Annotated in this window: 9 protein-coding genes and 4 pseudogenes; 5 read left to right on the forward strand and 8 right to left on the reverse strand. The window is 44.6% G+C overall.

Annotated features, from left to right (window positions below):
* Nucleotides 1-43 precede the first annotated feature (43 nt).
* The 4 genes from Vt282_RS19435 to Vt282_RS19450 all read right to left on the reverse strand — a co-directional run bounded on the left by Vt282_RS19435 (nucleotide 44) and on the right by Vt282_RS19450 (nucleotide 4,072).
* Nucleotides 44-439, reverse strand: a complete 396-nt coding sequence (locus tag Vt282_RS19435; RefSeq protein ID WP_162048540.1) for a VOC family protein — start codon at nucleotides 437-439, stop codon at nucleotides 44-46.
* A 17-nt stretch (nucleotides 440-456) separates the two neighbouring features.
* Entirely contained in the window at nucleotides 457-1,950 is a 1,494-nt protein-coding gene (locus tag Vt282_RS19440) for a xylulokinase (RefSeq protein WP_162064468.1), read from the reverse strand.
* Between the two features lie 178 nt (nucleotides 1,951-2,128).
* Nucleotides 2,129-2,836 carry a deoxyribose-phosphate aldolase gene (gene deoC, locus Vt282_RS19445; RefSeq protein WP_162064469.1) on the reverse strand — a complete coding sequence of 236 codons (708 nt, stop codon included), beginning with the start codon at nucleotides 2,834-2,836 and terminating at the stop codon, nucleotides 2,129-2,131.
* A gap of 252 nt (nucleotides 2,837-3,088) precedes the next feature.
* Nucleotides 3,089-4,072, reverse strand: coding sequence for an aldo/keto reductase (locus tag Vt282_RS19450; protein WP_162064470.1), 984 nt, complete (start codon nucleotides 4,070-4,072; stop codon nucleotides 3,089-3,091).
* A 346-nt stretch (nucleotides 4,073-4,418) separates the two neighbouring features.
* Here Vt282_RS19450 and fucP point away from each other — a divergent pair, with 346 nt between their 5' ends.
* Nucleotides 4,419-5,759, forward strand: coding sequence for an L-fucose:H+ symporter permease (fucP, locus tag Vt282_RS19455; RefSeq protein WP_162064471.1), 1,341 nt, complete (start codon nucleotides 4,419-4,421; stop codon nucleotides 5,757-5,759).
* 413 nt (nucleotides 5,760-6,172) lie between these two features.
* Nucleotides 6,173-7,030 (forward strand): Solitary outer membrane autotransporter beta-barrel domain, encoded by an 858-nt coding sequence (locus tag Vt282_RS19460; protein WP_269472667.1) that lies wholly within the window; start codon nucleotides 6,173-6,175, stop codon nucleotides 7,028-7,030.
* Nucleotides 7,031-7,068: 38 nt separating this feature from the next.
* On the opposite strand, the pseudogene Vt282_RS21535 reads toward Vt282_RS19460, so the two are convergent.
* The 4 genes and pseudogenes from Vt282_RS21535 to Vt282_RS19475 form a co-directional block, all read right to left on the reverse strand.
* A pseudogene (locus Vt282_RS21535) lies at nucleotides 7,069-9,443 on the reverse strand (beta-mannosidase).
* 234 nt (nucleotides 9,444-9,677) lie between these two features.
* A pseudogene (locus tag Vt282_RS19470) lies at nucleotides 9,678-10,367 on the reverse strand (VC0807 family protein).
* 146 nt (nucleotides 10,368-10,513) lie between these two features.
* Nucleotides 10,514-10,618 (reverse strand): cupin domain-containing protein, encoded by a 105-nt coding sequence (locus Vt282_RS21395; protein ID WP_269472668.1) that lies wholly within the window; start codon nucleotides 10,616-10,618, stop codon nucleotides 10,514-10,516.
* A complete protein-coding gene (locus Vt282_RS19475) occupies nucleotides 10,576-11,184 on the reverse strand; it encodes a cupin domain-containing protein (RefSeq protein ID WP_269472639.1) in 609 nt (202 codons plus the stop codon). Before Vt282_RS19475 ends, Vt282_RS21395 begins: the two co-directional genes overlap by 43 nt.
* Before the next feature lie 483 nt (nucleotides 11,185-11,667).
* Here Vt282_RS19475 and Vt282_RS21110 point away from each other — a divergent pair, with 483 nt between their 5' ends.
* From Vt282_RS21110 to Vt282_RS21540, 3 genes and pseudogenes are all read left to right on the forward strand, one after another.
* Nucleotides 11,668-11,934 (forward strand): hypothetical protein, encoded by a 267-nt coding sequence (locus Vt282_RS21110; RefSeq protein WP_232055240.1) that lies wholly within the window; start codon nucleotides 11,668-11,670, stop codon nucleotides 11,932-11,934.
* Between the two features lies 1 nt (nucleotide 11,935).
* Nucleotides 11,936-13,098, forward strand: a pseudogene (locus tag Vt282_RS19480) (alanine/glycine:cation symporter family protein).
* Nucleotides 13,099-13,261: 163 nt separating this feature from the next.
* Nucleotides 13,262-14,724 (forward strand): annotated as a pseudogene (locus Vt282_RS21540) (cryptochrome/deoxyribodipyrimidine photo-lyase family protein).
* Nucleotides 14,725-14,769 lie beyond the last annotated feature (45 nt).

A 14,769-nucleotide genomic window follows, 5' to 3' on the forward strand; every position in this document is an offset into this window, starting at 1 on the left:
CCATCCAAAAAAAAGTGGGCAAGCCCACTTTTGTTTTCATTCGTTATTTGAACTGGTCAAATTCTATCATTTCACCATTTGGACCTTCAATCATAATGTAGGTCACGCCGTTTTCACCAAACGGTAAATCAGTGTCTGGCACCGCGAGAGGAATGCCTTTGTCAGCAAGGTTAGCTTTTACTTCGGCCAGGTTTTCAACCCCAATAGCAAAGTGATGAATCGCGCCCGCTTTACCTGCGACTGGCTCTTGATCCAATTGGTATAATTCAATCAATGTTTTGCCAAAGGCGAGAAAAGCAATGTGGTTGTTCCCCCCTTTACCCGATTCCAAACTATGACGCTCAACCACGCTAAAACCGACATCTTGGTAGAACTTCTCACTGGTGGCAATATTCGAAACAGGAATACCAATATGGCCTGCAAAATCCGTTAATTTCATCTTCTTTTCCTTAAGAGTTATGCCAGAGAATCGAGATTATCGAGCGCATCGTAAAAGTTCTGCGATTGCTCATACAGCGCGTTAAACAGTTCATATTCTTTGGCGTAGAACTCCACCCAAGCAGGGTTTGGTAAGATTTCACGCTCAAATTGCACGGTTTGCTCTACCGCTTGTTCGATAGATTGGTACAAACCAACGCCCAAACCCGCGATCATTGCACAGCCTAATACGCCATTCTCTTCTGCTTTCGTTTTGACGATTGGTCGGTTGTAAATTGAGGCTTTAATCTCCAGCCAAAAATCGTCTTTCGCACCACCACCTGAAGCAATAAAGTAATCCACATTGCTGTTCATCAAGTCAATGTTGCGCTTAGCGGCAAAGGCTACGCCTTCCATCACCGCGCGATAGAGATCTTTTGCTCGATGCTTACGCGCTAAGCCAAAAAACTGAGCGCGAGAGTTGGTTTTATTGGAATTACGCTCGCCCGTTAGGTAAGGCAAGAAAATAAGCGAGTTAGCGCCAACCGGTGACTGTTTCGCTAATTCCACTAACTCTGCGTAAGAGATAGCATTATCTTGCAGCGCCAATCTTGCCCAGCGCATTGCATCGCCACCCGCATCGAGAATGCTAAATGTTCCCCAAGCAGGGTTCGCAAGATGCAGGTTGTTGAGCAGTAGATTGTCTGAAGGCGTATCCGTTACCACGGTGATAAGTGTTGAAGTCCCTGTACTGTCCGAGGCTTGACCAACTTTATGTACACCCGAACCAAGTAGCGTCGCGGCAAAATCTGAAGTGCCCGCAACCACAGGTGTGCCTTGTGGGATTAAGGTTTCTTGCGCAGCAGTTTCCGTCACTTCACCGATGACATCTGTTGCTAAGTAGATGTTTGGCAAAATCTCACGAGGAATACCAGTCAATTCCAACACGGCATCACTGTATTCGCGAGTGTGATGATCCATCAAGTAGAAGCAAGAGGCTTCGCTATAATCGGTCGCGATAGTGCCACTCAATTTGTAGTTGATGAAATCTTTCGGCATCACGACTTTGGCTATTTTGCTCCACACTTCAGGAAGGTTCTCACGCACCCACATGAGTTTGAAACCTGACCAAGCCGTCGTTGGAGGGTTGTTGACGATCTTCGCCAACTCTTCTGGCTGAGTACGAGCTTTGAATTCTTGAACAACGCTTTCGGTGCGTTTGTCATTCCATAAAATCGCACTGTCGATCGCCAATTCACCCTCAGCATCGAGTAATACCGTGCCATGCATTTGACCGCATGAAGCGACTGCCGCGATACGCGCTAACTTATCTGCATGTTTTGAAAGTAATTCGCGAGTGCAGTTGGTGGCACCTTGCCACCAAGAGGAAGGGCTTTGCTCTGACCAACCAATGTGAGGGGTAATTTGATCATGTTCTTTTTGAACGATGTCGATAATGTGTCCAGTTTGATCAACAAGCGCAGCACGTACACTGCCTGTTCCGACATCAATCGCTAAAACGATATCTTTCATATTGACCTGCCTTGTTTCGTTATTGTGTAAGGTGCGATTTGCTCGCACCTTTTCACCCGTACAACTTAAAGTCACTCAATAGCGGCGTTGAACAATCGTTTGGTATCATTCAGCGATACCGTAAGATTGCAGAGAGCCTACGCCGCAGCAACTTGAACCGTTGTGAGGATTTTTATTATTAGTAATCAAGTTCAGCAAACAGTTCTGGGTTCGCTTCTAGCTGTTCTAGCACTTCTTGAGCGGTCTTTAAGCTCAAACCAAAACGACGTACACCCACTGAATAAAGTTGTTTCACAAGCTCAAGAGAACGAATACCACCTGAAGCTTTCACTTGCGTTGCTCGACCGTTGATTTGGTCAACAATCATTGCGCAGTTTTCAACCGTTGCACCTGTTGCCGTCCAGCCTGTCGCGGTCTTCACCCAAGACATGCCTGCATTGACCGCAAGCTCAGTCACTTTGCGAATTTGCTCTTCATTTAGGTAATGCGTTTCTAGAATGGTTTTGATTGGCGTTGGGTAAGCGGCTTTTACCGCGGCATTCAGCTCTTGTTCTACGTAATCGTAATCGCCAGATAATACACGACCTACGTTACATACCATGTCAATTTCGCTCGCACCATTGGCAATAGTTTGATGGATCTCAGCAATTTTAGTGCTCGTCGCTACGCCACCAGAAGGGTAACCAATTGGCGCACCAATTAGCACTTCAGGGTAGCCGACTAATTCTTCACGTAGCATTGGTACCCAGTTTGGTAGCACGTGTAGAGAGATGATGTTGTATTTCTTAGCAAGATCAGCACACGCGATAATGTCTGACTTAGTGTTTTGTGCTTGAACTGCACTCAAATCGATCATTCTTGCTAGATTGCGGCAAACGTTGTTCATTGGAATTTTCCTGTCATGTTTTAACTGATGGAGCCATTACAATCGATTCCAACTTGCGATAAAACCGACGAAAATATCCTTCGTGATGATGTCGCAGAAACACCGTTTAGATTGCACACTTAAGTGATCTTGATCACTCAGATTTTTGATATCCAATTTCTAAAACAGAAAAGCGAAAGAAAAACGCCCTAAATAACACCAAAACGAAAAAGACCGCCTAATTTAGCGGCCTTTTCACCATGATGCTGGGCGTTAATCAAGATTCCATTTTGTAACGATCGATTCCGCGCGAGTCAGTAGCTCTGAAGAACAGGCCGAATCAACAAAAGCGGCATTCTCACGCACTTGCTGTTCGGTGAAGGCACCGGCAATGATAGAGCCAATTTCTTGTTGCTCCACCAACCAATGCAGCGCCAAGTGTGCTAGAGGAATATTCGCCTCTTTTGCCAGCGCTTTCAGCTCTTCAACACAATAGAAATAAGGCTCAAACGCCGGACCATTAAGCTTTGGATTCGCTGCACGCGAGTCATTTTTGTCCCAGTTCCCCTCAAGCTTAAGTGACCCCACCAACAAGCCTTGCATTAATGGCGAGTACGGGAGGTACTTGATGTCGTGTTCGCGGCAAAATGGCAGCGCTTCATCTCGAGCTCGATATTCAAGAGGAATATTGTGGTAAGAGGTCGGATTCTGCTCTAACAAGTTGTACAACCCTTGGAACGTTGCCACCTCAACATATTGCTGCATTTCGCGCGTCATCTCTAATGAATAGTTCGAGACGCCAATATGGCGAATTTTTCCCGCTTGTTTTAACTCTGCTAATGCCAGGGCGGTTTCCTCAATCGAGGTGTTTGGATCTGGCCAATGCACTTGGTATAAGTCGATATAATCGGTACCCAAACGCGTCAGCGAGTCATCGACTTCCTTGATAATACTGGCTTTGGTTAAGTTATTTTGTGCAGGACGACTGAGATCGTTCGCATCCCATAGTAAGCCACATTTGGTCGCGATATTAATGGCATCACGCTTTTCACCCTTAAGTGCTTTTCCCAGTACTTTCTCGGCGTTACCAAAGCCATAGATTGGCGCAATATCGAAAAAGTTAATCCCAACGTTAATCGCCTCTTTGATGGTGCGAATAGATTGTTCGTCGGTCACATTGTTCCAAGTACCACCAATTGCCCAGCAGCCAAACCCCATTACTGAAGCGTTTAAATCTTTAATGCTTTTGTATTTCATTTGTTTTCACCCGAGTGCTTTGTTTGTCATACCGCGACGTTAAAGTCATCCAGTGCAAATAAAATGGGTCAAAATAGACAAATTGATGGCTATCACAGGGGATGAGGTTCGCGCTTAAACAAAGTGATTTTTGTCACTTTGTTTTCTCTTTTTTTCGGATTAAATACGTTTTCATGCTGTTTTCGGCACCAAAAGCACTGAAAATGTAAAATTTAGGATCAAAATCACATTTGATTTTTTTGGATTACTTTTGGATAACACCGGTCACGTTCATTATTGACTCGAGTTTCTTTGCGTTCGCTTGTTCAAAAATCACAAAACAACATCACTTAATAAAGGGTTGAATATGGCATCTGTTTCGATAAACAACACATCGTCGAATGACGTTGAAAACGTTGCAGCTGAGTTAGACACCAGCTGTTACCTTCCGAAAACACCTTGGGTAAAATTCATTTTAGTTTGTCTTGTATTCTCTGTATGGGGCATTGCGGCGAGCTTGAATGACGTTTTGATTCCTCAATTCCGTAAGGGCTTTGAACTGTCTGATACGCAATCAGCTCTTGTGCAATCCGTGTTCTTCTTTGGTTACTTTGCATTTGCACTGCCAGCCGCAACCGTCGTAAAAAAATACTCATACAAAACCGCTATCGTTGTGGGCTTAAGCCTCTACGCATTGGGCTGTTTCATGTTTATTCCAGCAGCAAACATGATGACTTACGCTGCATTCCTAGGTTGTTTGCTGGTTATCTCTTCTGGTTTAGCGTTCCTAGAAACCTCTTGTAATACCTACTCTACGCTAATGGGCAACATTGATACTTCTACCCAGCGTCTTAACTTTTCACAAGTGTTCAACTCTGTTGGTGTCTTCCTAGGTATCTTTATCGGTCAGCAACTGGTATTCAGTGAGTCTGATGCATCACACGAAGAACTATTGGCAATGGCACCTGAAGCGGCTGATGCGATTCGTGCTGAAATGGTTGGCCAAGTGGTGTCGCCATACATCTACATGGGTATTTTCCTACTGATTTTGGCAGCTGTTTTCGCATTCCTTAAATTCCCTGCATGTCGCCCTGCGGAAGCTGCGACCAAAGAAGAAGAGAAAGTTGACGTTAAAGCCTCTATTGCGCGCCTATTCCAAATCCCTCACTTCCGTAAAGGCTTGATGACTCAGTTCCTATACGTAGGTGCACAAGTTGGTATCTGGTCGTTCACTATTCGTTTTGCACAAATGATCTACCAAGGTATGACGGAACACGCGGCGGCAAACTACCTGATGGCTGGTCTTGTGATCTATGCGGTGGGTAAAGCAATTGCAACGGCAATGATGAAACGCATCGAGCCATCTAAGCTACTTGGCATCTACGGTATCATTAACTTCTCTTTGATTACCTTCGCTGCGCTAAACCCATCTGAGTTGTCATTGTTTGCCGTGATCGCTTCTAACTTGTTCATGTCACCAATGTTCCCGACAACTTACGGTCTATGTGTAAAAGGCTTGGGTAAAGACACCTCATTCGCAGGTTCGCTAGTTGTTATGACTATCGGTGGTGGTGCTGTCGTTCCACCTCTAATGGGTATGATGTCTGACGCTCTAGGCGGCAACATGCAGCTAGCGTTTATCCTACCGGCACTATGTTTTGCTTACATTGGTTACTACGGTCTGTACTGCAATAAACGTGGTCTGTAAGACAAAGTGATTCCTTAAGCTAAACGCCCCCAAACTTTAGCTCCTCAATCCTGCCTTTGATGCAAAGGCAGGATTTTTTCGTTTTTACGACAAATAATCTCTCACTTCCTCCTTGTGTTCATATGGATAAGGCCAAGTTTGAATGCTAGGCTATTGGTGAAATCATCGACTTATGTGATGCCTTTAAGCGCCTTAGAACATGAGTAGGTGAACCCACATCACTAAAGAGGGATAACTCGCGTCAAACATCGTATGGATTGCTACCCCAACAAAGTAAAACACTCAACAAAGCTGCCGATCTGGCTGACGATATTTTTGACTACTGCGAGTGTCACGAAACAAGTTCGTGCGGATGATTTAGATAGCGCCATCCAAAACATTCTTCAACAGCGCTTCGCCGCTGGTATTTTATTATCGGTTCTGATGCGGTTGAATTTGGTATTGGTAGTTTTGACCCAAATGAAATTTTTAATACCGATATCGATATCATCGGTAACGAACAATCTCTCGAAGAACGAAAAAGTAAATCCATCTATATCCTTCCTTTCAACAAAGAGTTTTCCATTCAAAATAGCGATAATAAACATAAACTCATGATGAAAGCTTACGCGATCTCTTCTGATATCGACGTAACACTTTTGAGCGAAGAATTACCCAAAGATGCTCTCAAAGAAACCACCATCGGACTCGCCCTCGGCTATGGGTATGTCTATAGCGTTAGCGAGCAGTTTTCGATTACTCCTCAAATCTCCACCCACCTGATGTATTACGAAAACGATTTTAAGCCCAATAGCGATGTCTCGCGCTTAATCGAATTCTTTCTCGATGATCGTGTATTCAATGTTTCTGCGTGGGCCAATGTCTATGAGCCCAGCCTGAGTTTTAATTATCGGCAGGAAACAAACTGGGGACGCTGGGATTTAAAATCGAAATGGACCTATTTCTACGGATATACATGGGGCGATGCCAACAATGGCAATATTGGTAACCCTGAAGGTGCGTATGTGACCAATGAAATCACCGGTTACTTTGACATACTTGCTCAAAAACAAACGCTCTTTTTAGGCACCAAACGGGTCGATCTCTCATCAACACTCAATGATGAACTCGATACCAGTCATTATTACGAAATATCTTTTGGTTGGCTTATCAACCGCCCGACAAAGTGGCAATGGTTGGACAATATAGGTATTGGTATCAATTTGAATATCGATTCATCAATCAATGGGGGAAGCATTTCCCTTTATACAATAAAATATAGTGAAACATAAAGGTAAGGGAGACATCTCTGTCTCCCTCTCTATTTCACCTACTGCATCAAATGGTAGACGCGTAAACTGCTTGCCATTGCTTGCACATCCTCACCCAAGAACTCGATTGTCTTAGCTTGGTTGGCCAGCAAGGTCACGCTTGAATCACTAAAGCGGCCATCGCTGTCACATTCTAAATGTACGAAGAATGCTGGCTTATCGGCGGTCAATGTGATTTGATTGCCCTCAATACTCACCTCTATATTCGCTTTTTGCATTGGTAGAGATTTCAGTTCATGAGTCGCAAACCACGTATTGCTGAAGGTCTCATTACCCACTTGAGCCGTGACATGGAAAAAGCCCGATTTTAGCGCCGCTTGATCGATGCCATCTTCTAATTGCCACACAACGGTATTGCTGTCATTCGCGACAGTTTGCTCTATGTGCCAGCTTTGCTGCACTTCACCAGACCAATTAACCCATTGCAAACAAGCACTCACACATGTCGCGTCTTTGCCATCATTAAGTAAATGCAGGCTTAGCTTTCCGGTATGCTCTGAAAACACCAGATACTGCGGCGCAAAAAAGCGTTTCACATGGTAATGCAATTGCTTCCAACGTCCGCTGTATTCCAAGCTCGACCAAGAGCTGACCGGCCAAGTGTCATTGAGCTGCCAGTACAACATGCCACGACAAAGCGGTGAAATCGCTCGCCAATGGTCACACGCGGTTTTGATCGCCATCGCTTGCTGTACTTGACTGAGATACAGCATGTGCTCAAAGCCCGATGGGAAGCGGAAATAGCGGGTAAACATTTCAGTGATAATGCTATTGCCACGCGGGTTCTTCTGATGCTGCTCAAACGTTGGCGACGTGACATTCCAATCTTGCTCAGGCACGAAGGTTTTGGTTTCAGCAAATGATGGCCACGATTGGAAGCCAAATTCTGAACAAAAACGGGGATTGATATCAAGATAAGCATTGAAGGATTTGCCAGAATGCCAAACATCAAAAATGCATATCACCCTTGCTATCATCATGCCATGCATCACCAAAATCCAACTCGCCGTTACATGGAGAACTTGAAGCGGCGTGAATCGTCTTGCTGCGCGATAACTTGTTCGATCATACGATTTAGGCGATCGTAGTTAACCGTATATTTGACTTTGTTGTGCTTAGATTCGTCATACCAACCAATGGCACCAATTACTTCATTGTCACCACACCACAACGCAATCGATGGATGCTCTTTTAAGCGTGGAATTTGAAAGCGCAGCTCATGCTCCACTTCTTTAAGAAACGCGTCATTTGACGGGTAGAGCGAGCAAGCAAACATCATATCTTGCCAAACCAGCAGACCCAGTTCGTCACAAAGATTGTAGAAGGTGTCACTTTCATACTGCCGCCTCCCCACACACGAATCATATTCATGTTGGCATCAACCGCACAGGCGATTGCGGTAACGCTGTTCACTCTACTTGGCATAGCATCGACAGGAATCAGTTTGCTCCTTTGGCGTTGATTGGCACACCATTAACCACAAACTCCATTGCCGAACCAATGTCATCCGCTTGAGTATTAAGACTGAGCTGGCGTAAACCTATCTTGCGAGTCAATTGCTGCTCGCCACAACTCACAGAATCGAATAAAGGTGTGCTTCGCCATAACCAGCCGGCCACCAGCGCAAAGGCTCTTGAATATCAAACTCAAACAATAGTAGCCACTCACTTCCGCTTCAATAACGTGGGCTCATCGGCAAGTTCTACCGTGACCAACTGAGGGCTATCCACCTCAATTTCAACCACAATTTGCACCACCACGCTGCCGTCATCTTGCCACACTTGTTCGGTTGAGAAGTTTTTAAGCCATAGATCATCAATGACATCGACCTTCATCGGATCGTATATGCCTGACACCATCAAACAAATACCCCAATCCCAACCCGAATGACATTGAGTTTTGCGAATCAAATTCATGTGGGGGATTTGGTTATTACCCATTGCAGAAGGAATAGCAAATGGCAGCTTTTTCGCGCGCTCTAAGCCCGCTAAATCAACTCGATCAAAGTGGATTTCAATCGTGTTGGAACCCAATGTTAAGAATGATTTTATGTCCAATCGATACTGATCGAACATATTGCCGCAGTTCAGTACTTGCTCACCGTTTGTAGAACGTCGCCAGTGTATCGACGCGAGTTAACGTCAACATAATTTGTTTGGCATTTAACGTGCGCATCAACTTCAAACTGGCGTGAAAGGTGCCATTCACTCTTCTATCCAGCGAGTCTGTTTTTCATTATCGGCAAAGTAGGGTTGGGGATTAAATCTGCCTCCAGCAACGCTGTGACGTTATCTCCGGAAGTGACATAGGAATATTGATATCAGGGCGCTGTGGCAAGTGGCTACCACATTCCATTAAGTTCGAGGTAAGCCATTGGGTAAGACCTTTATTAGAATAAATTAGCTAAAACTCAATGTAATCTTGAGACTCAAGAGTAGAAATAAGATAAATGTCATTTGCATAAAATATGCGGTGCATTTCACAGAAGATTAAGGAGGCCGCCTATTCCCCCGCTTTGTCTCGGCCAGATAGCAAAACGCCCAAAGTGAATCACTTTGGGCGCGGGTAATTAAATTGGCATTCACTTTAATAAGTGCAATAAACCATACTATTTGAGATGGAAAATTTGCTCCGTCTCTAGTGAAGTCATGGCACGAATTTGACGCCATACGTAGTAGAAAATACCTAACATCATAATCATGCTTGGAATCGCAATCATAGGGTAGCTGTATAGCGTAAGCTTACCGAGCTCTTCGTTAAAAGCGGCAGTGCCTGCTGGGCTAGTCACAATCCAAGTCGCTAGGAAGTAGTTCATCGCCGAAGAAAAAGCGAAAGTACTGGCAAACATGTAGTTCGATGACATTAGACAACGATCGAACGCTTCTGACTTACCACTTTCTTTTAGGCGCTCAGTGATAAGCGCTAAATTCAGAACCGTATCGTTAAGAATCATCTTCTGCATCAATGGGTAGCGAGTAAACGTTGAGCCTAATACCGCTAAACCAATTAAACCGGGATCAACGCTTCTTTAAGTGCTAACCAACGGGTATCTAATTCTAACAGGCCAATACCACCGGTTAGTAACACTAACGAAACCCAGTATGGCGATAAAGTTAACCTTCTTGCTGCGGATAAGGTCCATACCACCGTAAACAACAGGAAAAAGCAGCGCAACCACCAAGGCCATTGCAGTACCAAGGTGTTCTTCGCCACTGAACTTCATCAAGATAAATGATGGGATAAAGACGTTAAACAAGATTTCGAATAGAGTTCGACTTTTGGTTGTCGTGTTATTCATAATTTTTGAACTAATTCTACTTTAAAGGCTGATAATACATTCCGTGACGAAGTGTTCATCGCTCTGCTTCAGATGTAAAGGATTAAAGCACGGAGTTTGTAACGACATATGATATCGATCGACATTCCACATCAAATCAAACCCAGCTAACCTAATTTCCCAATACTATTGAGATGCCCTACTTTTACGTAAATCAACGCCCCTTCATTCAATGTATAAGGACAATGTTGGCTAAGGTGAGGACTACGTATCCATGTGCCTTGAGGATAAGAACCATATTCATCATATAAAGACAGCACAAAATTTCTTCTCCGCCCCAATGCTGATGGCTTTTGAACTGGGTATTAGGCGCCCAGCTAACGAGTGATATGTGCTCAGAGCCAAAGCTATGCAGCGGCATCACTTGCAAACCATTCACCAGCCCCTGTTGCCAACACTGGCTGTTGGTATCGATATTGACCCGTTGTTGGTCATGTTGATCAAACTGATGCAATTTGACAAAAATTACCGCTCCATGAGAGCCAATTCTTGGTGTATGAGAAGTGCCTATTGGGTTACGTATAGCTGCCTGCAGGATAGTCACCATGCTCATCAGAAAACACTCCTCTAAAACATAAAACTCTTCGCCGCCGCCATGGATATGAGAAGAAAATTCGCTATGGGCTGATAACGTACCAATGATGTGGCGCGAAACCTCACTGCCGACCCTATCCAGCATCATGCGCGTCACGCCTGGCATCGGAGAATTGACCCATTGATAATCACTAGGTCTAATTACCACTCGTTGGCTAAAATCTGCATTTATTAAGGTCTCCATACCCGCGTCTCCATCTTCATCACATCTACATTGATTAGTGTTACTAGCAAACTCGCTCACAAACCTGCACAAAATTCAACTAAACACAATTTCATCTTTTCAATTCCATTCTTTCTAATCGGAATTCAAACTATGAAATCAGGCACCCAAACGTTTGCTATTTCTCATTAAATGATAAAAGCCCCAAAATTCATAATGATGCAAATATTGCCGTCAAAGCCCGTTATCAGGACAATGTATCCGATTATTTACAAAATGTTACATATTCCAAACTAAATATCGCTGAGATTTCATGATAGTTTCGCCGCGATCTTTAACGTTAAGGACTTATTAACAGTAAAGATCATTCTCGCTCTGGTGGTTCCCTTTGGTAATTAAAACTATCACGGGAAAACAAAACAATACGAACGACCAAGAGTTGAGCAAGGAGATCCCCATTCGTTCTATTACTGATTTTAATAGAACCTCATATATGGGAAAAATATGAATACTACCAATGAATCGTGGCTAGCTGCGTTAAATACAGGGTTAAGCAGCGTAGTCAACGCCATCAACGGCGTACTTTGGGGTCAGGTACTGGTTTACCTTCTCGTGATTGTCGGTGTGTACTTCACCGTTCGTCTTGGCTTTATCCAGCTTCGTCAATTTAAACATGCGACACAAATCCTTAAAAGTGGTCGTGAAGTTGATAACGGATTAAGCTCTTACCAAGTTTTGTACTTCTATGGCTGCTCGCGTGGGCACAGGTAACATGGCAGGTGTGGCTGTAGCACTGACTGTCGGTGGCCCTGGCGCTATCTTCTGGATGTGGCTAATCGCGCTGTTTGGTATGGCAACGGCATTTGTTGAATCAACGCTAGCGCAAATCTACAAAGTAAAAGACATCGACGGTCAATACCGTGGTGGTCCAGCTTATTACATGGAACAAGGCCTAGGCCAGCGCTGGATGGGCTCACTATTCTCAGTCTTTTTGATCATCGCTTTCGGTTTAGTGTTTAACGCGGTTCAAGCAAACACCATCACTGACGCTCTCAGCCACTCATTCGGTTTTAATGAAACCATTACTGGTGTGGTGATTGTTGCCTTCTCAGCATTCATTATCATGGGCGGCCTACAAAAAGTAGCAAAAGCATCAACCAGCATCGTGCCAGTTATGGCGATGGGTTACCTACTGATTGCATTGATTATTGTGGTGATGAACATCACTGAACTTCCAGCTGTCCTAGCACTGATTGTTAAGAGTGCATTTGGCTGGGAAGAAGCAGCAGTTGGCGGTGTGGCTTACACCGTAGCACAAGCAATGCAAAGCGGTATCGCACGTGGTTTGTTCTCAAACGAAGCGGGTATGGGTTCTGCAGCAAACGTAGCAGCAAGCGCAACGCCAAACCCAAATCACCCAGCGTCACAAGGTTTTGTACAAATGCTAGGCGTGTTTGTTGATACGCTAGTGATCTGTACGGCTTCAGCGGCAATGATCATGCTAAGCGGCGTGATGGACCAGCCAGATGCGGCATCGGGTATCGGTCTACTGCAACAAGCCTAACTAATGAGCTAGGTTCATGGACCACTTACTTCATGGCTGCGGCGATCATTCTTTTCTGTTTCTCTTCAATCATTGCGAACTACAGCTACGCAGAAACCAACGTTATGTTCCTAAACGGCAACAGCAAGAAAGGTTTAATGGCTTTCCGTGCTTGTGTACTAGGCATGGTAATGTTTGGCTCTGTGGCTTCTCTGCCTGTGGTTTGGAACCTAGCTGACGCGTCTATGGGTCTGATGGCGATTACTAACATTATCGCACTAGTTCTACTGTCAAAACTGGCAATCAAAGTGATCAGGGATTACGAAACGCAATTGAAAAAGGTAAAACACCAACTTTCGACCGTTCGAAGTTCCCTGAACTTGAAGGTCTAGAGCATGCGTGGCAAGAAAGCCATGCTCCAGCAAAGAAATAATCTCTGACTGATTTCAATCCCCACCTAGCGTGGGATTTTATTTGCTGACTCCCTTTAAATCCGCCTTGAGTGAGATATTCGCGCCTATCTTGCGTACAACGAACAAACGCAAAAGGGTAACAATGCAAACGATAAACATTGTATGGTTCAAACGAGATCTCAGACTCACGGATCACACACCACTAAAACACGCGGTTTCATCGAACATTCCCACCCTACTGGTGTACATATTCGAACCAATGCTACTTAATGATGCATTACAGTGAACGTCATTGGCGCTTTGTGTGGCAATCATTGCAACACATCAACACCAAACTAAACACTCAACAACACCACATCGCTATTCTGTATGGCAATGCGCTTGACGTATTTCGTACCCTTCACGCTCACTTCCATATCAACAGCGTGTTCTCCCATCAAGAAATCGGGCTTAAGTGCACCTTTGAGCGAGACCAAACCATGGCGGCATGGTTTAAAGCTAATGGTATTCGCTGGCAACAGACGCCTCAAGGCGCCGTCATTCGAGGCGCTAAAAATCGTATTGATTGGGATAAACATTGGCAAAATATAATGCGAGCACCGATTGAACTGGTGGTACTCAAGAAAAAAACATTCATCAGCCTAGACGCCGCACAGCTTAACCTCGAATTTACACCACCAGACAGCTATCTAAATAAGCACCAAGGCATGCAGACTGGCGGCAGCGATGTGGCATGGAAAACACTGGAAGATTTCTTCCAACGACGTGGCAAAGATTATTACCGCTGTATCTCTAAGCCAGAAGCATCAAGAACCGCTTGTACTCGCCTCTCTCCTTATTTGGCATAGGGGAACATTTCGTTACGCGAGGTATACCAATTTTTGCTACAAAACTGGAAGTTAGCGGGATTTCGTCGCAGTCTGATCGCGCTCTCATCGAGGCTCCATTGGCACTGCCATTTTATGCAGAAATTCGAATCTGAGTGCGAGATGGAACAACGTTGCGTCAATCAAGCCTATGATGCACTCCTCAGTCAAAACTGTGACAAAAATGCGCACACACTCAACGCGTGGAAAAACGGTACTACTGGCATCCCGCTGGTTGATGCATGCATGCGTTGTTTACATCATACTGGCTACATCAATTTTCGTATGCGAGCGATGCTGGTGAGTTTTCTGACTCATCATTTGAATATGAATTGGCGTGATGGCGTCACGCACCTAGCGCAGCTATTCCTCGATTTTGAGCCGGGCATTCATTATCCTCAATTTCAGATGCAAGCGAGTGTGACGGGGACCAACACGATTCGCATCTATAACCCCACAAAGCAAGCACAAGATCATGACGAAGAAGGGTTTTATCCGCAAATGGGTACCAGAATTGGCGCTCCTTCCTGCTCCATTAATCTTTGAACCCTGGAAGATAACGCCGATGGAAGCGGTAATGTATCAACTTCAACCTGATTCACCTTACCTCAATCCTGTGATTGATATCGAAGCAAGCGCGAAAGGGGCTCGCGAACGATTGTGGTCTTGGCGAAAACGTGAGGATGTCAAACAAGAAGCTAAGCGCATTTTATCACGGCATGTGCGTCCTTCCGGTTGATAACATTTACCGACAAAGCGTTCACATTTTTGACAACAAACATTC

The organism is Vibrio taketomensis, assembly GCF_009938165.1.
In the GTDB taxonomy this organism is placed as follows: domain Bacteria; phylum Pseudomonadota; class Gammaproteobacteria; order Enterobacterales; family Vibrionaceae; genus Vibrio; species Vibrio taketomensis.

Excerpts from the sequence above, each read along its gene's own strand:
- Vt282_RS19435 (WP_162048540.1), bottom strand. The coding sequence starts at position 439 with ATGAAATTAACGGATTTTGCAGGCCATATTGGTATTCCTGTTTCGAAT.
- Vt282_RS19440 (WP_162064468.1), bottom strand. The coding sequence starts at position 1,950 with ATGAAAGATATCGTTTTAGCGATTGATGTCGGAACAGGCAGTGTACGT.
- deoC (WP_162064469.1), bottom strand. The coding sequence starts at position 2,836 with ATGAACAACGTTTGCCGCAATCTAGCAAGAATGATCGATTTGAGTGCA.
- Vt282_RS19450 (WP_162064470.1), bottom strand. The coding sequence starts at position 4,072 with ATGAAATACAAAAGCATTAAAGATTTAAACGCTTCAGTAATGGGGTTT.
- fucP (WP_162064471.1), top strand. The coding sequence starts at position 4,419 with ATGGCATCTGTTTCGATAAACAACACATCGTCGAATGACGTTGAAAAC.
- Vt282_RS19475 (WP_269472639.1), bottom strand. The coding sequence starts at position 11,184 with ATGGAGACCTTAATAAATGCAGATTTTAGCCAACGAGTGGTAATTAGA.
- Vt282_RS21110 (WP_232055240.1), top strand. The coding sequence starts at position 11,668 with ATGAATACTACCAATGAATCGTGGCTAGCTGCGTTAAATACAGGGTTA.